Annotated in this window: 20 protein-coding genes and 1 pseudogene; 12 read left to right on the forward strand and 9 right to left on the reverse strand. The window is 60.5% G+C overall.

From position 1 onward, the window contains the following. The first annotated feature begins 245 nt into the window (after positions 1-245). Positions 246-2,387, forward strand: coding sequence for a catalase HPII (gene katE / locus BOP93_RS00350; RefSeq protein WP_104501170.1), 2,142 nt, complete (start codon positions 246-248; stop codon positions 2,385-2,387). Between the two features lie 100 nt (positions 2,388-2,487). Here the strand turns inward: katE and BOP93_RS00355 are convergent, their stop codons facing one another. Genes BOP93_RS00355 through BOP93_RS00370 form a run of 4 tightly spaced genes read right to left on the reverse strand, consistent with a single transcriptional unit; the run spans position 2,488 to position 5,287 of the window. After that, positions 2,488-3,207 carry a PA5502 family lipoprotein gene (locus tag BOP93_RS00355; RefSeq protein ID WP_104501171.1) on the reverse strand — a complete coding sequence of 240 codons (720 nt, stop codon included), beginning with the start codon at positions 3,205-3,207 and terminating at the stop codon, positions 2,488-2,490. A 37-nt stretch (positions 3,208-3,244) separates the two neighbouring features. Further along, positions 3,245-4,033 (reverse strand): zinc ABC transporter permease subunit ZnuB, encoded by a 789-nt coding sequence (gene znuB, locus BOP93_RS00360; protein ID WP_065933591.1) that lies wholly within the window; start codon positions 4,031-4,033, stop codon positions 3,245-3,247. Further along, a complete protein-coding gene (znuC, locus tag BOP93_RS00365) occupies positions 4,026-4,805 on the reverse strand; it encodes a zinc ABC transporter ATP-binding protein ZnuC (protein WP_065886773.1) in 780 nt (259 codons plus the stop codon). Before znuC ends, znuB begins: the two co-directional genes overlap by 8 nt. Beyond that, positions 4,805-5,287, reverse strand: a complete 483-nt coding sequence (locus BOP93_RS00370) for a Fur family transcriptional regulator (RefSeq protein WP_104505228.1) — start codon at positions 5,285-5,287, stop codon at positions 4,805-4,807. Before BOP93_RS00370 ends, znuC begins: the two co-directional genes overlap by 1 nt. 58 nt (positions 5,288-5,345) lie before the next feature. Between BOP93_RS00370 and BOP93_RS00375 the strand changes: the two genes are divergently transcribed. Beyond that, positions 5,346-6,275, forward strand: coding sequence for a zinc ABC transporter substrate-binding protein (locus tag BOP93_RS00375; RefSeq protein WP_104501172.1), 930 nt, complete (start codon positions 5,346-5,348; stop codon positions 6,273-6,275). Positions 6,276-6,387: 112 nt separating this feature from the next. On the opposite strand, the gene BOP93_RS00380 is transcribed toward BOP93_RS00375, so the two are convergent. Together BOP93_RS00380 and BOP93_RS00385 are read right to left on the reverse strand one after the other, a co-directional pair. Continuing rightward, entirely contained in the window at positions 6,388-7,341 is a 954-nt protein-coding gene (locus BOP93_RS00380; RefSeq protein ID WP_104501173.1) for a homoserine kinase, read from the reverse strand. Positions 7,342-7,397: 56 nt separating this feature from the next. Then, positions 7,398-7,688, reverse strand: coding sequence for a DUF2782 domain-containing protein (locus BOP93_RS00385; protein WP_057725690.1), 291 nt, complete (start codon positions 7,686-7,688; stop codon positions 7,398-7,400). Between the two features lie 74 nt (positions 7,689-7,762). On the opposite strand from BOP93_RS00385, the gene polA reads away from it, so the two are divergent. After that, positions 7,763-10,558, forward strand: coding sequence for a DNA polymerase I (polA, locus tag BOP93_RS00390; RefSeq protein ID WP_104501174.1), 2,796 nt, complete (start codon positions 7,763-7,765; stop codon positions 10,556-10,558). Positions 10,559-10,827: 269 nt separating this feature from the next. On the opposite strand, the gene yihA is transcribed toward polA, so the two are convergent. Continuing rightward, positions 10,828-11,469 (reverse strand): ribosome biogenesis GTP-binding protein YihA/YsxC, encoded by a 642-nt coding sequence (gene yihA, locus BOP93_RS00395; protein ID WP_042943980.1) that lies wholly within the window; start codon positions 11,467-11,469, stop codon positions 10,828-10,830. Between the two features lie 211 nt (positions 11,470-11,680). Here yihA and BOP93_RS27715 point away from each other — a divergent pair. From BOP93_RS27715 to BOP93_RS00425, 6 genes and pseudogenes are all read left to right on the forward strand, one after another. Further along, positions 11,681-11,782 (forward strand): annotated as a pseudogene (locus tag BOP93_RS27715) (cytochrome); the annotation flags it as partial. Between the two features lie 33 nt (positions 11,783-11,815). Continuing rightward, the gene (locus BOP93_RS00405; RefSeq protein ID WP_104501175.1) at positions 11,816-12,427 is read left to right on the forward strand and encodes a c-type cytochrome; all 612 of its coding nucleotides are present in this window, start codon (positions 11,816-11,818) and stop codon (positions 12,425-12,427) included. Between the two features lie 168 nt (positions 12,428-12,595). Further along, entirely contained in the window at positions 12,596-13,231 is a 636-nt protein-coding gene (gene dsbA / locus BOP93_RS00410; RefSeq protein WP_104501176.1) for a thiol:disulfide interchange protein DsbA, read from the forward strand. Positions 13,232-13,241: 10 nt separating this feature from the next. Continuing rightward, positions 13,242-14,120, forward strand: coding sequence for an endonuclease/exonuclease/phosphatase family protein (locus BOP93_RS00415; protein WP_104501177.1), 879 nt, complete (start codon positions 13,242-13,244; stop codon positions 14,118-14,120). After that, a complete protein-coding gene (locus BOP93_RS00420) occupies positions 14,117-16,162 on the forward strand; it encodes a diguanylate cyclase (protein WP_104501178.1) in 2,046 nt (681 codons plus the stop codon). Before BOP93_RS00415 ends, BOP93_RS00420 begins: the two co-directional genes overlap by 4 nt. An 87-nt stretch (positions 16,163-16,249) precedes the next feature. Next, complete coding sequence (locus tag BOP93_RS00425) at positions 16,250-17,026, forward strand: N-acetylmuramoyl-L-alanine amidase (protein ID WP_104501179.1); 777 nt, start codon at positions 16,250-16,252, stop codon at positions 17,024-17,026. Between the two features lie 36 nt (positions 17,027-17,062). On the opposite strand, the gene BOP93_RS00430 is transcribed toward BOP93_RS00425, so the two are convergent. Next, positions 17,063-18,850 carry an ATP-binding protein gene (locus BOP93_RS00430; protein WP_104501180.1) on the reverse strand — a complete coding sequence of 596 codons (1,788 nt, stop codon included), beginning with the start codon at positions 18,848-18,850 and terminating at the stop codon, positions 17,063-17,065. Positions 18,851-18,860: 10 nt separating this feature from the next. Further along, entirely contained in the window at positions 18,861-20,207 is a 1,347-nt protein-coding gene (gene algB / locus BOP93_RS00435; RefSeq protein WP_104501181.1) for a sigma-54-dependent response regulator transcription factor AlgB, read from the reverse strand. A 401-nt stretch (positions 20,208-20,608) separates the two neighbouring features. Here algB and BOP93_RS00440 point away from each other — a divergent pair, with 401 nt between their 5' ends. The 3 genes from BOP93_RS00440 to BOP93_RS00450 all read left to right on the forward strand — a co-directional run bounded on the left by BOP93_RS00440 (position 20,609) and on the right by BOP93_RS00450 (position 21,606). Further along, positions 20,609-20,893 (forward strand): hypothetical protein, encoded by a 285-nt coding sequence (locus BOP93_RS00440; RefSeq protein ID WP_104501182.1) that lies wholly within the window; start codon positions 20,609-20,611, stop codon positions 20,891-20,893. 78 nt (positions 20,894-20,971) lie between these two features. Further along, positions 20,972-21,136, forward strand: a complete 165-nt coding sequence (locus tag BOP93_RS00445; protein ID WP_003187386.1) for a DUF1328 domain-containing protein — start codon at positions 20,972-20,974, stop codon at positions 21,134-21,136. Between the two features lie 2 nt (positions 21,137-21,138). After that, positions 21,139-21,606 (forward strand): inhibitor of vertebrate lysozyme family protein, encoded by a 468-nt coding sequence (locus BOP93_RS00450; RefSeq protein ID WP_104501183.1) that lies wholly within the window; start codon positions 21,139-21,141, stop codon positions 21,604-21,606. Positions 21,607-22,196: the final 590 nt, after the last annotated feature.

Below are 22,196 nucleotides of genomic sequence, written 5' to 3' on the forward strand. Positions count from 1 at the left end.
CATGGAAAAGGGATCAGCGGTTAGCCGGGCGCGCATTTTAGCCTGTCCGTATAGCGTTTCTTAGCATTTATTTCGCATCCATCCAGCGATTTGGCAATAACGAGACCAAAGGTCATAAAAAAGGAACGGCTCAAAACCCTGTCAGTCACTACTTAAGCAATTCGATCTCCCGGGTGCCGTGTCCGGGGTTTCGCTCAAATGAGCCGGGGACCGCTCTGGCCACTTTGACTAAGGAGTTTTGACTGATGAGTACCAAGAAGCCAGCCACCCCGCCGAAGAGTGAACTCGCGGGCACTGATACCCTGGACCGAGGCAATACCAACGCCAAACTGCAGGCGCTGGAAGAATTCCGTTCCGATGCGACCGGTCAGGCCCTGCGCACCAACCAGGGCGTGAAAATCTCCGACAACCAGAACACCCTGAAGGTCGGCGCGCGTGGCCCGTCGCTGCTGGAAGACTTCATCATGCGTGAAAAAATCACGCACTTTGACCATGAGCGTATTCCGGAGCGCATCGTGCATGCCCGTGGTACGGGCGCCCATGGCTATTTCCAGAGCTACGGCGACCATTCGGCGCTGACCAAGGCTGGGTTCCTACGGACTCCAGAACATAAAACGCCGGTGTTCGCGCGTTTTTCCACAGTGCAGGGCCCGCGCGGTTCCGGTGACACCGTGCGTGACGTACGCGGTTTCGCCGTGAAGTTTTTCACCGAGGAAGGCAACTTCGACCTGGTGGGCAACAACATGCCGGTGTTCTTCATTCAGGATGCGATCAAGTTTCCTGACTTCGTGCATGCCGTTAAGCCTGAGCCGCACAACGAGATTCCTACCGGCGGGTCGGCGCACGATACGTTCTGGGATTTTGTTTCGCTGGTGCCTGAATCGGCGCATATGGTGGTGTGGGCAATGTCTGACCGCGCCATTCCAAAAAGCCTGCGTGCCATGCAGGGCTTTGGCGTGCATACCTTCCGTTTGATCAACACCGAAGGCAAATCGAGCTTTGTGAAGTTTCACTGGCGGCCGAAAGTCGGCACCTGCTCGCTGGTATGGGACGAAGCGCAAAAGCTGGCCGGTAAAGACACCGACTACCACCGTCGCGACCTGTGGGAATCGATCGAAAGCGGCGATTACCCTGAGTGGGAGCTGGGCGTGCAGATCGTTGCAGAAGAAGACGAGCATAAGTTCGACTTCGACCTGCTCGACCCGACCAAGATCATCCCGGAGGAACTGGTACCGATCACGCCGCTGGGCAAGATGGTGCTCAACCGTAACCCGGACAACTTCTTTGCCGAGGTCGAGCAGGTTGCGTTCTGCCCGGGCCATATCGTGCCGGGTATCGACTTCACCAACGACCCACTGCTGCAAGGTCGTCTGTTTTCCTACACGGACACCCAGATCAGCCGTCTCGGCGGGCCGAACTTCCATGAGATCCCGATCAACCGCCCAGTGGCGCCGTTCCATAACGGCCAGCGCGACGCTCAGCATCGCACGGTGATCGATAAAGGGCGTGCGGCTTATGAGCCCAACTCCATCGATGGCGGCTGGCCGAAGGAAACACCTCCCGGTCCTACGGATGGTGGCTTCGAGACTTACTACGAGCGCGTGGATGCCAACAAGGTGCGTGAGCGCAGCGAATCGTTCGGCGACCACTTCTCCCAGGCCACGCTGTTCTTCAACAGCATGAGCCATCACGAGAAAGAGCACATCATCGCCGCCTACAGCTTCGAGTTGGGCAAGGTCGAGCGCGAACATATCCGTGCCCGCCAGGTGAATGAGATTCTGGCCAACATCGACCTGGAACTGGCCAAGCGCGTTGCGCAGAACCTGGGCTTGCCGGCGCCGACCAAAGGCACGGTGCCTGTGCGTGAAACGTCGTTGAAGGAATCGCCGGCCTTGAGCCAGGTGAACCTGCTGTCGGGTGACATCAAGACGCGCAAAGTGGCAATTCTGGCGGCGAACGGTGTGGACGGCGCGGCGATTGCTGCACTCAAGGCAGCCCTGGAGGCTGAAGGTGCGCATGCCAAGCTGCTCGGGCCGACGTCGGCGCCTGTGACCACGGCCGATGGCAAGTCGCTGCCGGTGGATGCGTCGATGGAAGGCATGCCGTCCATTGCGTTCGACGCGGTGTTTATCCCGGGCGGCAAGGAGTCGGTCAAGACCCTGAGCGGCGACGGCGTGGCATTGCACTACGTGCTGGAAGCGTACAAGCACCTGAAGGCCATTGCGGTCGCCAGCGACGTGAAGCCATTGCTCGACCTGTTGAAGCTGGAAGCGGATGCGGGGTTGATCGTGGGGGCGGATGCCAAGGCGTTCAAGGCGTTCTTTGCCGCGATTGCTCAGCATCGGGTGTGGGAGCGTGAGCCGAAGGCTAAGGCGATTCCGGCTTAATTTGTTGGTTGTTTGTTAGATCGTCATCGGGGGCAAGCCCCCTCCCACACTTGAATGTATTCACAGTTCAAATGTGGGAGGGGGCTTGCCCCCGATGCTTTTAGTCCGCTTTACGCGGAATCAGCACAACCTGCGCCGGAATGTGCTTCAGAATCTGCCGGTGAATCTTCAGGTCATACCCCGAATCAATCCGCTTCACCCGTTTGGCCAGTAATGTGGCCAGCCACGGGTAATCCTCGGTGCGTGGCACCTGGATACTGACGTCGCACTGGTAATTCACCACGTCGGTGGCGATGGCATCCAGCTGATGGCGCATGGCTTCGACATCCGCCAAATTCAACGCCACGGTGGTGCTCGGCGCCGCCGGGTCGATGACCTTGGCGGCGGGCTTGGCTTCGGCCGCTTTCAGGGCGGCCTCGGCCTGATCGAGCTCGGCTTTGCGCGCATGACTGATGGCGCTGTTGACGCCGCCGGTCAGGGCCGGGGCCTTGGGCATCAGCGCGCGGGCACGGCTTAGCGCCGTGGCGGCGGCGTTGACGTCACCCTTTTGCAGCACGATCTGGCTGCGCTGCAAGTAGGCTTCGGCCAGCTGGCGCTGGTAAGCCTCGAGCGCCGGGTCATTGGGCGATTGGGCCTGCAAGGTGGCGAGCTGGTCTTCGGCCGTGGCCAATTCGCTGCTGGCCAGGTTTTGCTCCAGCTGCGCGATGGCCGCCGCGCGCGGGTCCAGCGCTTCGGGAGCGGCGGGCGGTGTGCTTTGACAGGCGCCCAGCAGCAGGGAAAATGCGGCAAGGAGCAGATAACGGAAAGTGAACGGCTTCATTCCTGCGACTCTCTATTTGCGCAAAAAGCGAGCAAGTCTACACCCCTCGACGGGGCAGGACAAAACTCAGCAGAAACAGGGCGGCCGCCGACACCACAATCGACGGCCCGGCCGGCGTGTCTTTGAACCATGACAAGGCCAGGCCCCCACACACTGCCAGCATGCCCAGCAGACTGGCGCCGATGGCCATTTGCTCCGGCGAACGGGCATGGCGCTGAGCGGCGGCGGCTGGAATGATCAGCAGCGAGGTGATCAACAATACGCCGACAATCTTCATCGCGACAGCGATCACCACCGCGATCAACAGCATCAGCGCCAGGCGCAGGGCCGGCACGGGCAAACCTTCGACCGTTGCAAGCTCCTCGTGCACGGTGATTGCCAGCAGCGGGCGCCACAGGCTCACCAGCACCAAAAGCACCGCCGCGCTACCACCGAGGATCCACGCAAGATCGGTAGGGCTGATCGCCAGCAGATCGCCAAACAGGTAGGCCATCAGGTCGATGCGCACTTCATGCATGAAGCTCAGTACCACCAGGCCCAGGGACAGGGTGCTCGGCGCCAGGATGCCCAGCAGCGTGTCGGACGCCAGCGGCTGGCGCTGCTGCAGCGTCACCAGTAACACCGCCAGCAGCAGGCAGCCGACGGTTACGGCGATGGTCGGGCTCACGTCGAGCAGGAAGCCCATGGCCACGCCAAGCAGTGCGGCATGGGACAGGGTGTCGCCAAAGTACGCCATGCGCCGCCAGACCACGAACGAGCCCAATGGGCCCGCGACCAACGCCAAAGCCAAGCCTGCCAGCAGGGCGTAGAGCAGAAAATCAGCCATGCTTGCAGCTATCTCCATGAACGTGGGGGGTAGAAGCGTCATCGACAACGGCGCCATGCAGATCGTGGGCATGGTCGTGATGGTGATGGTAGATCGCCAGACTTTGCGCGTTTTTGCCGAACAGCTCGACGAACGCCGGGTCGCCGCTGACCTGTTCCGGGTGGCCGGAGCAGCACACGTGACGGTTGAGGCAGACCACTTGATCGGTGGTGCTCATCACCAGGTGCAAGTCGTGGGAGACCATCAGCACGCCGCAGCCATGGCGGTCGCGCAAACGGGTAATCAGGCTGTACAGCTCGGCCTGGCCGGCGACGTCGACGCCTTGCACCGGCTCATCGAGCACCAGCAGCTCCGGCTCGCGCAGCAGGGCGCGGGCCAGCAGCACGCGCTGCATTTCACCGCCGGAGATGCTCTGCACCGGGCTGTCGATCACCTGTTCGGCGCCGACTTCCTTGAGCGCCGCTTGGGCGCGGGCGCGGTCTACACCGGGCACCAGGCGCAGAAAGCGCAATACCGACAGCGGCAGTGTGGGGTCCACGTGCAGCTTCTGCGGCATATAGCCCACGCGCAGCCGGGGCTTGCGCCATACGCTGCCGCGGTCGGGCTTGAGCAAGCCGAGCACGGCGCGCACCAGGGTGGTCTTGCCGGCGCCGTTGGGGCCGATCAGGGTCACGATCTGCCCCGGCTCCACGCTCAGCGCAATGTTGTCCAGCACGTGTTGCCCGGCGAACGTGACCCCGACCTGCTCCAGGCGGATTAACGGGTTGCTCATCAAGCCCCCTGACAGCCCGAGCACAGGCCGACCACTTCGACCGTTTGCCCTTCGACGCTGAAGCCGACTCCGGCGGCGCTTTTGATGATGGCATCACTGATGCTTTTCTGTTCAAGCTCAATGGCGGCGTGGCACTCGCGGCAAATCAGGAACTGGCCCTGGTGCGCGTGCTCCGGGTGGTTGCAGCCGACAAACGCGTTGAGCGAGGCGATGCGGTGCACCAGGCCGTTTTCCAGCAGGAAATCCAGCGCGCGGTAAACCGTAGGCGGCGCGGCGCGGCGGCCGTCCTGCTCGCTGAGTACGCCGAGGATGTCATACGCGCCCAGCGGCTTGTGGCTTTGCCACACCAGCTCCAGCACGCGACGACGCAGCGCGGTCAGGCGCAAACCCTTCTGCGCGCATAGGGTGTCGGCCTCCGACAATGCGCTGTGAACGCAGTGAGAGTGGTCGTGGGGACGGCTGGCAAGCGGTGTAATAGGCATGAGCGGCAACAGATATTTGATAGAGACGTTATTATGTTACCTGTTCCTACGCCATTGAGTGGTCATCGTGTCCCGACTTTTTCCCGTTTTTGTCGTATTTGTCACCAGTTTGTTCGTGGCTGGCGCCGCTCAGGCCGACGTCAAGGTGCTGACCAGCATCAAGCCGCTGCAACTGATTGCCGCTGCCGTGCAGGACGGTGTAGCCGTTCCGGAGGTGCTGCTGCCACCAGGCGCATCGCCACATAATTTCGCACTGCGCCCATCCGACGTACGGCGCGTGCAGTCGGTCGATCTGCTGTACTGGATCGGGCCGGACATGGAAACGTTTCTGCCGCGCGTGCTGAAGGGCCGCACGGCGCCAACCGTGGCGGTGCAGGATCTGCCAGGCATGAAACTTCGCATTTTCGGCGAAGATAGCCACTCTCACGCTGACGAAGCCGATGAACATGATCACGATCATCGCCCTGGCAGTGTGGATGCGCATTTGTGGTTGTCGACGGTGAACGCCCGCGTAATTGCCGCGCGTATGGCGGCTGACCTCAGTGCGGCCGACCCGGCCAACGCCGAGCGTTATCAAAGCAACGCCAAAGCCTTCGAGGGGCGCCTGGATGCGCTGGACATACGTCTGAAGAAGCGTCTGGCAAGCGTTGAAGGCAAGCCTTACTTTGTCTTTCACGAAGCCTTTGATTACTTCGAAGACGCTTACGGCTTGAAGCACGCCGGCGTGTTCAGCGTAGCCGCCGAAGTGCAGCCCGGCGCCCAGCATGTGGCGGCGATGCGTACGCGGCTGCAGGAAGTGGGCAAGACGTGCGTGTTCAGCGAGCCGCCGTTGCGGCCGCGATTGGCCGAAACATTGGTTGCCGGGTTGCCGGTTAAATTGGCGGAGCTGGATGCGCTGGGCGGCTACACCCCGGCCACTGCCCAGGGCTATGAGCAGGTGCTGGAGAAATTGGGCAACGACCTGGCCGGGTGCCTTGAATCACTCTGACAGTCGCCGCAAATCAAATGTGGGAGGGGGCTTGCCCCCGATGAGGGAGTGTCAGTGAATACATCAGTGACTGACCCACTTTCATCGGGGGCAAGCCCCCTCCCACACTTTTTTAGAGCGCGAACGGCAGATGCACAGCCACCTGTTGGCGCTGCAGCAGGCGATGCTCGAATTCGGCAGGGTCGTGAATAAGCACATCCTGCCCGGCAAACGACTCGGCTGCGATCAGCCGCGACAGCCAGAACCGTACGCACGCCACGCGCAGCAGGGTCGGCCATAGCTCGGCTTCCTTCGCGGTAAACGGCCGCAACCCTGCATAAGCACCCAGCAGCGCACGGGCGCGCGGCCCATCAATCACGCCGTCGGCGTTCGAACACCAGTCATTCAAGGCGATGGCGACGTCATACAGCATCGGCCCGGAGCAGGCGTTGTAGAAGTCGATCAGGCCGGTCAGGTGCGTGCCTTCGAACATCGCGTTGTCGCGAAACAGGTCGGCGTGAACGTTGGCGCGTGGCAGGGCGAGAATCTGCGCCTTGTGGGCTTCTATCTCGTTCAACGCGTCCTGCAACAGGCGCTGTTGTGCGTCGTTCAGATGCGAAATCAACTGCGCGCCTTCACTGAGCATCCACTCCAGCCCGCGATCGGTCCTGCGCTCCAGGACCTTGTCGCCCTGGGTCGCCAGGTGCAGGTGGCCGAGCAGGTCGCCGACCTGGGCGCAATGCTGGGCGTTGGCGTCCTTGATGTGCTTGCCGGCCAGGCGCGGTTGCAGCAAGGCAGGTTTGCCCTTGAGTTCGCGCAAAGCGATACCGTCGGTGGTACGCAGGGCGTAGGGCACCGGCAGGTCGGCGTCGTGGAGCACGTCGAGCAGTTCGATAAAGAACGGCATTTCTGCCACGGGGCCGCGCTCAACCAGGGTCAGGACGAACTCGCCATGCTCCAGGCTGATAAAGAAATTGGTGTTTTCGCTACCGGCGGCAATCCCCTGGAAATCAAGCAGGCGGCCGAGCCCGTAAGGGGCAAGAAAGGTTTCCAGCTCGGGCCGAGCCAGGGGGGTGAACACAGACATGGTTAAAACTGCCGTTACGGGCGCCGCTCAGGGCGGCGCCGGTTGAAATTAGGGAATCATTTCCATTCGAAGATCTTCCATGACGGGATCAGCATATCCGGCTGGTCAGAACGGATGAAGTTCGCGTCGGTTCCATCGGCGCGGACCAGGAAATACGGTGGAGCGCCTTTTGGCGTGACCTTGATGGCGTACAGGAAGCCATTTTGGCGGTACTCCTGGATAGTCTTGTCGCCTTCCGTGCGAATGGTCACCTCCGGATCACCCGACGGGGCATCGTCGGCCGCCATGGCAGCCATCGGAGCGAGTGCAATCAAGCCAGTGAACAGCAGGCGATTGAATGTACGCATGATAACCTTGTCCCTTTGTTTTCATTGGTCCGGCTATTCTAGCGCCTGACCCGCCGAAAAGGTTGATCCTGCTCATGAGCCAAGCGCCCCTCGTCCTGGTGGACGGTTCTTCTTATCTGTACCGCGCCTTCCACGCGCTGCCACCGCTGACCACCTCCAAAGGCCTGCCGACCGGTGCGGTCAAGGGCGTGTTGAACATGCTCAAGAGCCTGCGCAAGCAATACCCGGACAGCCCGTTCGCCGTGGTGTTCGACGCCAAGGGCGGGACCTTTCGCGATGAAATGTTCGCCGACTACAAAGCCAATCGCCCGAGCATGCCCGATGACATGCGCCTGCAGATCGAGCCCCTGCACCAGAGCGTGATAGCCCTGGGCTTCCCGTTGCTGTGCGTCGAAGGCGTCGAGGCCGATGATGTGATCGGCACCCTGGCCCGCAGCAGCGCCGCCGCTGACCGCCCGGTGGTGATCTCCACCGGCGACAAGGACATGGCGCAACTGGTGGATGGGCACATTACCCTGGTCAACACCATGACCGGTAGTTCGATGGACATCGAGGGCGTAAAGGAGAAATTCGGCGTCGCTCCGGAGCAGATCATCGATTATCTGGCGCTGATGGGCGATTCCTCCGACAACATCCCTGGGGTTCCCGGCATCGGTCCGAAGACCGCCTCCGGTTTGCTGGTGGGGGTCAATGGCGGTCTCAAAGAGCTGTATGAGCAGTTGGACATTGTGCCGACCCTGCCGATTCGGGGCGCCAAGACGCTGGCGGCGAAGCTGGAAGAGCACAGGGAGATGGCGTTCCTGTCCTATCGGCTGGCGACGATCAAAATCGACGTGCCCCTGGACATCGGCCTGGACGACTTGCACCTGATCGAGCCGGATCGCGAAAAGTTGCTGGAGCTGTACACGCTGCTCGAGTTCAAGAGCTGGTACGACGAGATCCAGCGCGATAGCAAGCGTGTCGAACTCAAGGCGGCCAACGAAGTTGCGCCTGCCGCCGAGGCCCCTGCCGAGGTGGTTATCGCGGTGCCGGTGGAGACGGTTTACACCACTATCCTTGACCAGGCCACGTTCGATCTATGGTTGAAGAAACTCACCGATGCGCCGTTGTTTGCCTTCGATACCGAGACCACCGGTATCGACGCCCAGCAGGCTCAATTGGTCGGGCTGTCGTTTGCGGTGCAGGCCCATGAAGCTGCCTATATCCCGCTGACGCATGCCTACACCGGCGCGCCGGAGCAATTGGACCGTGACACCGTGCTGCTGGCCTTGAAACCTTTGCTGGAAGATCCGGCCAGGCTCAAGGTCGGCCAGCACGCCAAGTTCGACATGAACATCCTGGCCAACTGCGCCATCGGTGGCGACCCGGCGCAGGGCATCACCGTGCGCGGCATCGCTTTCGATACCATGCTCGAATCCTACGTGCTGAACTCCACCGCGACCCGCCACGACATGGACAGCCTGGCGAAGAAGTACCTGGACCACGACACGGTCAGCTTCCAGGACATCGCTGGCAGGGGCGCCAAGCAGCTGACCTTCGACCAGATTGCCCTTGAGCAAGCCGGCCCCTACGCGGCCGAAGATGCCGACGTGACCTTGCGCCTGCATCAGGAACTGCATGCGAAGTTGACCGCGATCCCGAGCCTGGCCAGTGTGCTGACGGATATCGAAATACCGCTGGTGCCGGTGCTGGCACGTATCGAGCGCCAGGGCGCCTTGGTGGACAAGGACCTGCTGGGCATCCAGAGCATCGAGCTGGGCAACAAGATGATCGAGCTGGAGCGCCAGGCCTTCGAAATCGCCGGTGAGGCATTCAACCTGGGTTCGCCCAAGCAGCTCGGGGCGATCCTCTACGAGAAGCTCGGCATGCCCGTGTTGAAAAAAACCGGCAAGGGCCAGGCATCCACCGCCGAAGAAGTGCTGGCCAAACTGGCGGAGGATGATTTTCCATTGCCCAAGGTACTCATGCAGTACCGCAGCATGAGCAAGCTAAAAAGCACCTACACCGACCGTCTGCCGGAACAGATCAACCCGCGTACCGGGCGTATTCATACGTCCTACCACCAGGCGGTGGCGGCGACCGGGCGTCTGTCCTCCAGCGATCCGAACCTGCAGAACATCCCGGTGCGCACCGCCGAGGGGCGACGCATTCGCCAGGCGTTTATCGCGCCCAAGGGTTACAAGCTGCTGGCGGCGGACTATTCGCAGATCGAACTGCGGATCATGGCGCACCTGTCGAAGGACGAAGGGTTGATGAATGCCTTTCGCAACGACCTGGACGTGCACACCGCCACGGCTGCCGAGGTCTTCAAGGTTGAATTGACCGAGGTCACCTCCAACCAGCGCCGCAGTGCCAAGGCGATCAACTTCGGCCTGATCTACGGCATGGGTGCCCAGAAGCTGGGCAAGGACATTGGCGTCGACACCAAGACTGCCAAGGCCTATATCGATGTGTACTTCGCCCGCTATCCCGGGGTGCGCGAGTACATGGAGCGCACCCGTGCCCAGGCGGCGGACCAGGGCTACGTGGAAACCTTCTTCGGGCGGCGCCTGTACTTGCCGGATATCAACTCCAACAAGCCTCAGGAGCGCGCGGCGGCAGAACGCACCGCGATCAACGCGCCAATGCAGGGCACGGCAGCGGACATCATCAAGAAAGCCATGGTGAAGGTGGACAACTGGCTGACGGAATCAGGCCTGGACGCCAAGGTCATTCTCCAGGTGCACGACGAACTGGTACTGGAGGTCCGTGAGGATCTGGTCGCCGAGGTCAGCGAAAGAATTCGCGAGCACATGAGCGCTGCGGCTCAGTTGGACGTGCCCCTGGTGGTGGACGTGGGCGTTGGCGATAACTGGGACGAGGCGCATTGATTCTGCGGTTTCGCCGTCACAATCGGTGATGGCGAAACGCTTTAGATCGGAAGCTACCGTCAGTTATTTCCAAGTGTTTTTTGAATCTGCCGGAACTTAACCTGTGAACTGCCACTCAGAGTTACTGAATGGGTGGTGAAGCCCTTCAATGCTCCTATGTTGTGTTAAGTGTTGGCAGATATCCGGACCCCACCCTAGCGGTTCGGAACTTGGACCCCGAACTTCCCCTCCCCATACGAAGTCCGGGGTTTTTTTTGCCTGCAGAAAAGTTATTCGGCGATTTCCGCGCCCTTGTCCGCTAATTCCATCCAGCCGGCCAGCACGGTGTAGGCGTCTTCCAGGCCCATGCGCTTGGGCGCGGAGAACAATTGGATGGTGATGGCATCGCCCCAACCCTTGCGGATTTCGGACTGCACTTTGAGCAGGGTGTTCTTGGCCGCGCCGTAGGTCAGCTTGTCGGCCTTGGTCAGCAGGATGTGCATCGGCATGCCGCTGGCGACCGCCCAATCGAGCATCAACAGGTCGAAATCGGTCATTGGATGACGGATGTCCATCATCAGGATCAGACCTTTCAAACTCTCCCGACCACCCAGGTAAGCCTCGAGGTGACGCTGCCAGTGCAGCTTCAACGGGATAGGGACTTTTGCATAACCGTAGCCCGGCAGGTCGACCAGACGCCGATCATCGTCTAGCTTGAAGAAATTGAGCAACTGCGTGCGACCCGGGGTTTTCGAGGTGCGTGCCAGGCTGGCATGGGTGAGCGTGTTCAATGCGCTGGACTTGCCAGCGTTGGAACGGCCGGCAAAGGCGACTTCAAAGCCTTCGTCATCGGGGCATTGGTCCACTTTGGCGGCGCTGAGCATGAAGGTGGACTGTTGGCACAGGCCGAGGATGGGATTCTTGAGTTGCATGAGTTTTCCGATGTGGGCGGTGCCGAAAAAGGGTGCGGCAAGCGGTGTCGTTTCCGTTTCAGTAGCGCCAGTATATAATGCCGCAGATTTTGTGTGTGCTTTGTCCCAGCGAAGGATGACGTTCACGGGAGCGAAAAGACCTTTATTGCGCATTAGAACGCAAAACGCTCTCAAACCCTGAATTGATCGACACATGATCAAGTGATTGCCCCAGGGTTTCAAGGCAATGCCGCCGCGTGGTTTGTGCATGGACTGCAGTACCGAGGATTACCAGGCCATCAATGAGTTGATGGTGAGTAAACCCGGTAGATAACTCTTAAACCCTTAGCCGTAGTTGGATTAGCTGATGAACAAACTGATCGTGAGTCTGCTGTTGACCTTGGGCATCACCGGTGTTGCCCATGCCGCAGGCGACGCTACCGCGGGGCAGGCGAAAGCCGCCGTGTGTGGTGCTTGCCATGGACCGGACGGTAACAGCCCGGCGCCGAACTTCCCCAAATTGGCCGGCCAGGGTGAACGTTACCTGGCCAAGCAGATGCACGAAATCAAGGATGGCAAGCGCGTGGTGCTGGAAATGACCGGCTTGCTGGCCAACTCCAGCGATCAGGACATCGCTGACATCGCGGCGTATTTTGCCAGCCAGAAAGGCAGTGTGGGAGCTGCTGATCCGAAACTGGTCGCCCGTGGCGAGAAACTGTTCCGTGGCGGCGATCTGGACAAGGGCCTGCCCGCCTGTACCGGCTGCCATTCGCCAAATGGCGCAGGCAATGCCGCCGCCGGCTTCCCGCACTTGAGCGGCCAGCACGCTGCCTACATCGCCAAACAGCTGACCGACTTCCGCAAGGAGGAAGCCGGCCGGGCCAATGATGGCGACGCAATGACCATGCGCACCATCGCCCGCAAACTGAGCGATGAAGACATTGCTGCAATCTCCAGTTACATCCAGGGCCTGCACTGACAGACGGCAACGTTAACGCTCGATTAATCCGTCGATGCAAGCATAAAAAGGGTGGCCACGGCCGCCCTTTTTTGTGGGCGCTGCCGTTACACTAACGAACTCATGTCCGCGTAGACCTGTCACACATAAAGGTCGCGTGAGGCGACTTTATTTGTCCAGGAGTAAAGCATGCGTAAACTGATCCTCAGCGCCGCTCTCGTCACTGCCAGTCTCTTCGGCATGACCGCACAAGCTGCCGACGTGCCGCTTGAAGCCGGTAAAACCTACGTTGAACTGACTAACCCGGTCCCGGTTTCGGTTCCCGGCAAAATCGAGGTGGTGGAGCTGTTCTGGTATGGCTGCCCGCATTGCTACGCCTTTGAACCGACCATCAACCCCTGGGCCGAAAAGCTGCCCAAGGACGTGAACTTCAAACGCATTCCGGCCATGTTCGGCGGCCCATGGGATGCCCACGGCCAGCTGTTCCTGACCCTGGAAGCCATGGGTGTGGAGCATAAGGTCCACAACGCGGTATTCAACGCGATCCAGAAAGAAGGCAAGCGCCTGACCAAGCCGGACGAAATGGCTGACTTCGTTGCCACCCAGGGTGTCGATAAAGACAAGTTCCTGGCCACCTTCAATTCCTTTGCCATCCAGGGCCAGATCAAGCAGGCCAAGGAGCTTGCGCAGAAGTATGGCGTGCAAGGCGTACCGACCCTGATCGTCAACGGTAAGTACCGTTTCGACCTGGGCAGCACCGGTGGTCCTGAACAAACCCTCAATGTCGCCGACCAGCTGATCGCCAAAGAGCGCGCAGCCAAGTAAGGGGCTCGCCATGCGTCGTTGGGGTACCGAGCGTGTCGTCGGCCTGCATGATCCGCAGGTCAACGAACACCACCTGGAGTCCACAGGCCTGCCGGCAGACAGCCGCCTGCGCCTGCTCAGTTTCAATATTCAGGTGGGGAACAGTACCGAGAAATATCGGCACTACCTCACGCGCGGGTGGCAGCACTTGCTGCCGCACAAGGGGCGTACCGGCAACCTGCAGAAAATCGGCGACCTGCTCAGCGACTTCGACCTGGTCGCTCTGCAGGAAGCCGACGGCGGCAGCCTGCGCTCCGGCTATATCAACCAGGTGGAACACCTTGCTCAGCTCGGTGCCTTCCCCTACTGGTACCAGCAACTCAATCGCAACCTCGGGCGCCTGGCGCAGCACAGCAATGGTGTGCTCAGTCGCCTGAAGCCGACCGTCATCGAGGATCATCCGTTGCCGGGCCCCAAAGGGCGTGGCGCGATCCTGGTGCGTTTCGGCGAAGGCCCGGAAGCCTTGGTGGTGGTGATGATGCACCTGGCGCTCGGCGGGCGTACGCGCAACCTTCAGTTGGCCTACGTGCGCGACTTGATTGGCAACTACAAGCATCAGGTGTTGATGGGGGACATGAACACCCACGCCAACGACCTGCTGCAGAATTCCCCTCTGCGCGATCTTGGCTTACTGGCGCCGCAAGTCGAAGCCACGTTTCCCAGTTGGCGTCCGCAGCGCTGTCTGGACCATATCCTGCTCAGCCCGAGCCTCACACTGGAAAGTGTGCAAGTCCTGGCGCAGCCCATTTCAGATCACCTGCCGGTCGCGGTAGAGATTCGTCTGCCGGGTTCGCTCACGGCTGATGCATTCCCCGCATTGAGCCCAGGCCCCGGCGGTCCTCTTGCATGAGCGACGATGCCCAGCGCTGGAAAGAAAAATACCTTAAAAGCGTTGAGCAACAAGACCAGCTCGAGCGCCGCTGGGCCGCTCGCCTCGACCTGTTGCGCCGAGGGCTGGTGCGCAGCACGCTGGCGGCTGAAGGCACCGACCGCGCTGTCGACCAATGCATGAAGGAAATGCGCGATGTCGTGCGAACCGACGACATGGACGCTGCCCTCGCCGCCTTGCTGCCGCGCCTGGAAAAGGCCGTGCTGGATTCCGAGCAGCGCCGCGAAACCCGGGTCGACCAGATCAGTACCGCCCTCACCGCCCTGGTCGCGCAGTTGCAGAAACTTCCGCTGCCCCGTGAAGTGGCGCGCCCGCTGAAGACGTTTGCCAAGCAGCTTGACGGTCGAGTCGGGCAGGCCCGGGAAATACCCCTGCTGCTCAGCGAATTGAGCAGCCTGCAGGAGCAGGCGCTGCATAACCTGGAGCCTGATGGCGAAACGCCGCGCTCCGGGCCTGGTTTATTGCAGCGCTTGTTTGGTGCCAAGGAGCTTTCGAACGAAGCGTCAACGCCCGAGCCCGAGACGCCCCCTGCGCCGAAATCCGTCACATCCTCACCGGCTGCGCCTGGGCCTTCAGAGCCGGCGCAATCTGAAGAACTGGCCCAGGCATTGCGGGCTTTTGCGCCGTTGCCGCCAACCACAGCCACCTCTGCGCCTGAGCCCGCGGCGCCCGTCAAGGAGGCGTCCACCAGCGTAACATTCGAGTTCGAAGCGCCTGCTCAGACGTCATCCGCGCCCAAGCCTGACGAACCCGAGGCGCTTGAAGCGCCGGCCGAGGAGGACGCTCCCGAAAGCGCACTCGCGGCTTTTATTGAAGCGCCGCAAGACGCCGTCTATACGCCTGAGGAAACGCTGATCGGCAGCCTTTCACTCCCGCCCGTATTGGATACCGCGGAGCCTGAACCCGACGCCCTGCAGTCGGATGGCCTTTACGCCCTGCCCGATTCACCCGAGCCTTCCTACAGCTCGGTTGCCAAACATATCGAAGACACCTTGCTCGGCCTGCTGGAAGAGTTGCCTTTGCCCGAGCGGCACCGGCCCCAGGCCGAAGCCATGCGCGAGCGCCTGGCCCATGGCTTGAACTGGTACGAGCTTCTGCCGATTCTCGATGACTTGGCGGTGCTGATGCTGGCGGTGACCGACAGCGGCCAGCATGAATTCGAGGCTTACCTTAAACAGCTCAACGAGCGCCTTGAAGCATTCCAGGGCCATTTGCAGTTCGCCAGCGATGAGCACGCCGACAGCCGCTCCGCCGCTCGGGAGCTGGACACGCAAATTCGCGAGCAGGTAGATGGCCTGCAAAGCAGCGTGCAGGACGCCGCCGATCTGGACAGCCTCAAGCAGGTGCTGGAGAGCCACCTTGAAGGCTTGCTCGGCACCATGGACGAACACCAGCAGCAGCGAGACCAGCGCGAAAAAGAGGTGGCGGCGCGCCTTCAGGGCCTGGCGGAGCGGGTGGCGAACATGGAGCAGGAAGCCCAGGGCTATCGTGAGCATCTGGAGATACAGCGCCAGAAAGCACTACTCGATCCGCTTACCGGTTTGCCCAACCGCGCGGCCTGGAGTGAGCGCCTGGATCATGAGGTCAATGCCTGGCATCAGCAGGGCAACTCCCTCTCACTGGCCATGCTGGACCTGGATCACTTCAAGCGCATCAACGACGGCTACGGCCACCTGGCCGGCGATAAAGTACTGAAGATCATCGCCAATGTGTTGCGCAAGCGCCTGCGATCGACTGACTTTATCGCGCGTTTTGGCGGTGAAGAATTTGTGTTGTTGATGCCTGACTCAGCCTTGTCGGACGCCTTAGCCGTCGGTGAAATGCTGCGAGTGGCTGTCGAGGCTTGCCCGTTCCACTTCAAGGGCGAGCCGGTGACCATCACGGTATCCATGGGCGTCGCGCAGTTCCAGCCGGGCGAGCGCAGTGACCTGGCACTCAAGCGCGCCGATGAAGCGCTCTACAGGGCCAAGGCGGCGGGACGTAATCAGGTGCAGGCCGCGTAAAAGATGTTCCATTTTGTAATTTGGCCGCCTGGAATTTGACCTTACGTTACACTGTTGCATTATCGTCCTCTGTGTAATGCCTCCCCCATGAAATCTTTCTTTATCGCTTTTGCAGTTCTTCTGCTCGCCGGCTGCTCCAGTGGCCCGCGCCTGAACACCAGCCACCCTTCGGTGAACCACGACAATCGTGTGCAGTTCGTTGTGGTGCATTACACCTCGGCCAACCTTGAGCGCTCACTGGCGCTGTTGACTCATGGTCAGGTCAGCAGCCATTACCTGATCGGCGATGACGCCTCAGGCACAATCTACAAACTGGTTGATGAAAACCAGCGCGCCTGGCATGCGGGAGAAAGCGAATGGATGGGGCGCACCTGGCTCAACTCCAGCTCCATCGGCATCGAGATCGTCAACCCTGGCTACAGCGATACCCCGACCGGCCGGGTGTGGTACCCGTACTCCGAAGCGCAGGTGAAGTCGCTGGTGGTGTTGCTCAAGGACATCAGCAAGCGTAACGGTATCGAGCCCAGGAACATCATCGGGCACAGCGATATCGCGCCGCTGCGCAAATTGGACCCGGGGCCGTTGTTTCCATGGAAGCGTCTGGCCGATGAGGGCCTGGGGATCTGGCCGGATGCCCAGGCAGTGGCTCGATTCCAGCAGCAGTACGCCGCGCAACCGCCGAGCATCACCTGGTTCCAGGAAGAGCTGGCGCGTCTGGGCTACTCGACACCGCAAACCGGCGAGCTGGACGTGGCCACGCGTCATGTGATCGCCGCGTTCCAGATGCGTTTTCGACCGTCGTTGTTCGACGGCACTCCAGATGCGCAAAGTGCGGCGATCCTGCGCGCCTTGAACCAGCGCTGAAGGGTAGCGAGCCCTTTCTGGCCAGGGAGCTGGTTCTTACAAAGGCAAGGCCATATAGAACTGCGTTCCCTGCCCCGGCCGTGAATACACACCCATGCGGCCGCCATGCAATTGCACGATCTCCTTGCACAGCGCCAGCCCCAGGCCGGCGCCGCCTTTCTTGCGCCCTACCTGCACGAAGGGCTCGAAGATGCGCCCCTGCTGGCCGTAGGCAATGCCTTCACCGTTGTCCTCGACGCTGATAATCACCCGTTCGCCATGACGTCGCGCCTGCAAGCGAATCTGCCCATCCTCGGCAGTATGCCGCAGGGCATTGCCCAGCAAGTTGTCGAGCACACGCTCCAGTTGCGCCTGGTCGGCGTACAGGCGTGGCAGGCCCGACTGGGCTTCCACCAGCAGTTCGACGCGTTGCGCGTTCGCCGGTTCGGCGAACCGGGCCCGGGCATGTTCCAGCAGGTCGGTGACGTCGCACGGCCCCAGCGTGAGTTTCTGCAGGCCGTTCTGGTAGCGCGAGAAGTTGAGCAAATCGTTGATCAACTGCATCAACCGCTGCATTTCTTCGTTGACCGTATCCAGCAGGTCGGCTTCGCGTGACTCAGCCGGGAACTTGGCTCGCTCGCGGAAAAGTCCGAAGGCCATGTGCATGCCGGTCACCGGTGTGCGCAATTCATGGGAGGCGCGCAACACGAACTCGCTGCGCACCCGCTCAAAGGCACGTTGCTCGGTGACGTCATGCAGCACCATCACGGCGCCCAGGATATGCCCCTCGGTGTGGCTCACCGGGGTCAGGCTGTACGTCAGCAGGCGCAGCTCACCTTCGACTTCCACTTCCAGATCTTCCGGCGCCCGCTCCAGGTTGCCGCCGCGCAGCACCAGATGCAGTTGTTCATCCATTTCCGGGCGGCCCAGCGCTTCGCCCAAGCCCTGGCCGAGGCGCTCTTCGTCCCAACCCAGCTGGCGTTGCGCGACGGGGTTGAGGTGTTCAAGCTGGCCTTGGCGGTCGATCATCAGCAGGCCATCGTCGATGCTGTCGAGCACCGCCTGCAAGCGCTGCTGACCGGCAAGCAACTCATCGACATTGGTGGCCTGGTGTTGGCGCAAAGCCTCGGCCATGATGCCGAAGCGACGGGTCAGCAGGTTCATTTCCGCCGCCGTCGATATCGGTAATGTCACTTCGAAATCGCCTTGCCCGATTTTATCGGCAGCCTTGGCGAGCGCTTCGATGGGCGCGCCGAATCGCCGGGCAATGCCATGGGCGGTCACGAAGCCGATGATCAATACCGCGAGGCCCACCAGCCCTAGCAAGCTGGCGATCAACAGCGCACGCTCACGGGATTTATGCTCGCTTGTGCTGATATTTTCCAGCGCCTGCCTGTGGTGGACGATCAGGCCGTTGCGTAGGGTATTGAAGGTTTCAGTGAGCTTTTCCTTGCTGCCCGGCAGAGGCGGGTTCTGCTGGGATTCGTCAAATGCCTGCAGCAGGTTCTGGTAGTCCTTGCGTGCCTGCTCGAAACCGTGGGTATGACCGTCACGCTGTTCATGGGCGATGCCCTGGTCCAACAGGTCGAAGTAGCGCCGTTTGGAGGCTTCCAGGGCTGCCGGGTCGGGACGCTTTTCGAGCATCATGATCAATTGATCGCCCAGGCTCTGGCGCAACTTCACGCCCAGGTCGAGGGTGACGAAATTGCTGCGAATCAACGACTCCTGGGTCTTGGCCATCTGCATCACGCTGACCAGGCCCAGGATCAGCCCCAGCAGGGCCACAGTGATCAGCGCCGAGATGCTCAGGAATAACCGGGTGCGCAGTTTCATCGCGAGCTTCATGAGGTACAGCTCATAAGTTGTACTGTTTGCGTTTGCGATACAGGGTCGACGCATCGATGCCGAGGGTGCGGGCGGCTTGATCCAGCGTATCGCTGGTGGCAAGTACCGCGCCGATATGGGCTTTTTCCAATTCGTCCAGGCTCAGTGCCGCACCGATGCGTGGGGCGTTGGTGGTCGGTTGCTCGGCCATGCCGAGGTGGCTGATCTCGACCTTCTCCTGAGGGCAGATGATGCTGGCGCGTTCCACCACGTTGCGCAGCTCGCGGATGTTGCCGGGCCAGCGATAGTTGAGCAGCGCTTCGCGCGCCTGATCGCTGAAGCCGCGCGCCGGGCGGGCATATTCCTTGACGAAACGCGCCAGGAAGCGGTCGGCCAGGGTGAGGATGTCTTCGCTGCGCTCGCGCAGCGGCGGCAGGTGCAACGTGATGACATTGAGGCGGTACAGCAAGTCTTCACGGAAGCGGCCGTCGCGCACCATGTCTTCGAGGTTCAGGTTGGTGGCGGCGAGAATACGCACGTCCGCGCGGCGGGTAACCGGGTCGCCCACCCGCTCGTATTCCTTATCCTGAATAAAGCGCAGCAACTTGGGTTGCAGAGTGAGCGGAAAGTCGCCGATCTCGTCGAGAAACAACGTGCCGCCGTCTGCCTGGTTGACGCGGCCCAATGTGCTTTCGCTGGCGCCGGTAAATGCGCCGCGGCTGTGGCCGAACAGTTCGCTCTCCATCAGTTCCGCGGTCAGCGATGGGCAGTTGATGGTCACGCAGGATTTTTTCGAGCGTTTGCTCCAGCCGTGAATGGCCCGCGCCAACTCGCCTTTACCGGTGCCTGACTCGCCGAGGATCAAGATATTGGCATCGGTGCCGGCGACCTGCCGTGCGGTTTCCAGTACCACCATCATGGCCGGGCTATGAGAGTCGAGGCCGTCCTTGGGCTGGCGCACCGCGCCTTCCAGTGCTTCCAGCCGTGCCGAGAGCTGGCGTACTTCCAACTGCTTGGCGGTAGCCAGGCGCAGTTGGTCCGGGCTGCAGGGCTTGACCAGATAGTCGGCGGCGCCGGCCTGGATCGCATCGACTGCAGTGTCCACCGCCGAATGGGCGGTAACGATCACGACACGCATCCATGGCGCCTGGATACGCATATGCGCCAATACATCCAGGCCGTTGTCCTCGCCCAGGCGCAAGTCGAGAAAGCACAGGTCGAACACTTGGCGTTGCATCAAGGCATCGGCTTGGGCTGCGCTGTTGGCGGTGGCGACGGTGTAGCCTTCATCTTCCAGGCAATAGCGGAAGGTCCGGAGGATCGCGGACTCGTCATCCACTAAAAGAATGCGGCCTTGAAGTTCCTTGGCTGATTCCATCTGTCCCGCGCTCCTTAACTGTGAATGTTGGTGTTTAGTCCCGGAATAATCGGGCAAGTTGCATGGTTTATTCTGATCGATAAAAGGAAGCATCGCGTAGCTATCTGCACATCTTCCTACACGCCCTAGTAAAAGGCCCGATCTAGTGGCGTTTTCATAGCTTCTCGCCCCTTCGGCAATCGCCCATTCGCTTTCGATCCCTCGACCCGACCACTGGCCATCGTGCATTTCGCACGGCCCCTGAAAGGGCATCGTGCAGGATGCTGTGCTGTGTGCCGATAGATAATTCTTAACTATATGATTTTATTGAGTTTTATTTTGTAAAAAAACTGGCATGAGCTCTGCAATAGGTACTGCATAGAGCGTCATGACCGAATAATCAGAATGCGGGAGAAAGCAGTATGACTCGCCAACGCCTCAGCCAATTGCGTGTATCGCCGCTGCATGTGCAGCAAGGTCTGTTCGCCAGCCTGGCGTTGATGGTCACGCTGATTGCCGGCCAGCAGATGCAGCATTGGCAGCAGAGTCAGCAGCAAGCCCCGCAGTTCGAACGCCCCGTCATGACCCAGACCCATTTCCGTTCCGTTGGCAGCACGACTGCTGATGTAACCGCCCCGCAACTGCGACTGGCAGACCAGGAGTCCACCCTGAGCGAACTGCCGGTTCAAGAACGCTGGGTGTTCTAAGCAACACATCGTCGCTCGCGTCGAGCGACTGCATGGCATCACCGCTGTTACCCCTATGAAAGCTTAAGGAGAATCACCATGTTGAGTTGGGCAATCACATTTCTGATCATCGCCATTGTGGCTGCAGTCCTGGGCTTCGGTGGTATCGCCGGCACCGCTACGGGTATCGCCAAGATTCTCTTCGTGGTCTTCCTTGTGATGTTTATCGCATCGTTCTTCTTTGGTCGTAAAGGCCGAGGCTGAATATGACCACTGTGCCTTTTAAAGCCATAGCCGCCGCCCTGCTGTTGGGCGGCAGCAGCCTGGTGATGGCCGCCAACGACGGCCAATCCCGGGCCAATGAATTGCTCAGCACGGATGCGCAGTACCGTGAAACCTGGCAAGGCGTGGTCAAGAAAGAGCAGCGCCTGCCCGAATGGGTGATGAACCTGTCGGGCGCGGCCAAGCAGATGAACGCTGTAGAAGAAGATGGTGAGAAGTACCTGGTAGGGCCGCTGTGTGAAACGGCAGATACTTGCCGGAACAAGCGCCTGATCGTCGCCTTCAGCTTCGATAAGGAAGATGCCTACGCCATGTTGGTGGAAGTCCCGGCCGGCCTGCCGGCGGACAAATCGCCGACGCGGCATGCCGACTACCGATTTATCGGTAAGCCGGATGAAGGTATGCAGAAGCTGCTCATGGAGCAGCTGAAGAAAGATCCGAATTGGTACTAGGTTCCGTCTTACGGAGCCGGCGTCCATAGAAAGAAGCCAGTTCGCTTCTTTTTGTTTGCATCGCATACCAAATGCGATGCATGACCAGGGGGCCGGGTTGCTCTGATCGATCAGGATCGGCGTGACCTACGGGCACAGGGAGTGCCTGCGCAAGGGCCGGGTCAGGTGAAAAGCTGCGACGCAAGTTCACAAGTCCTCAAGCTTGCTGAACTTGCGGCGGGCTTATGACTCTCAAAGCCCGGGCATCATGCCGGCCATAGCTGGCATTCCTCGTTTTGCCTCTCGCCAATCATTACGTAGTGTGTCGGCGCGACCATCCATCGATAAATTTTTCCGAGCGCAATAGCCTGTTTCTTACGTCATGCCGCGGATATTCCAAGCATTTCTACCCAACACCCCAAGTCTTCAGCTACCTCTACGCAAGCCGGAATTGGCAGCCTCACGGCCGGTTCACCCGCTTCAATGGCGTATTCGAACTGACCGCTCAGACAATTATTTTCAAAAAAAACCATGCCGATTCGGCATAGGGTAGGCGTTTACGGCATTAGACGCCGCCGCCTTGCATGGGAATAGTTGCGCCTTTTTTCGCC

Origin of the sequence: Pseudomonas orientalis (assembly GCF_002934065.1) — a bacterium.
Lineage (GTDB): Bacteria > Pseudomonadota > Gammaproteobacteria > Pseudomonadales > Pseudomonadaceae > Aquipseudomonas > Aquipseudomonas orientalis_A.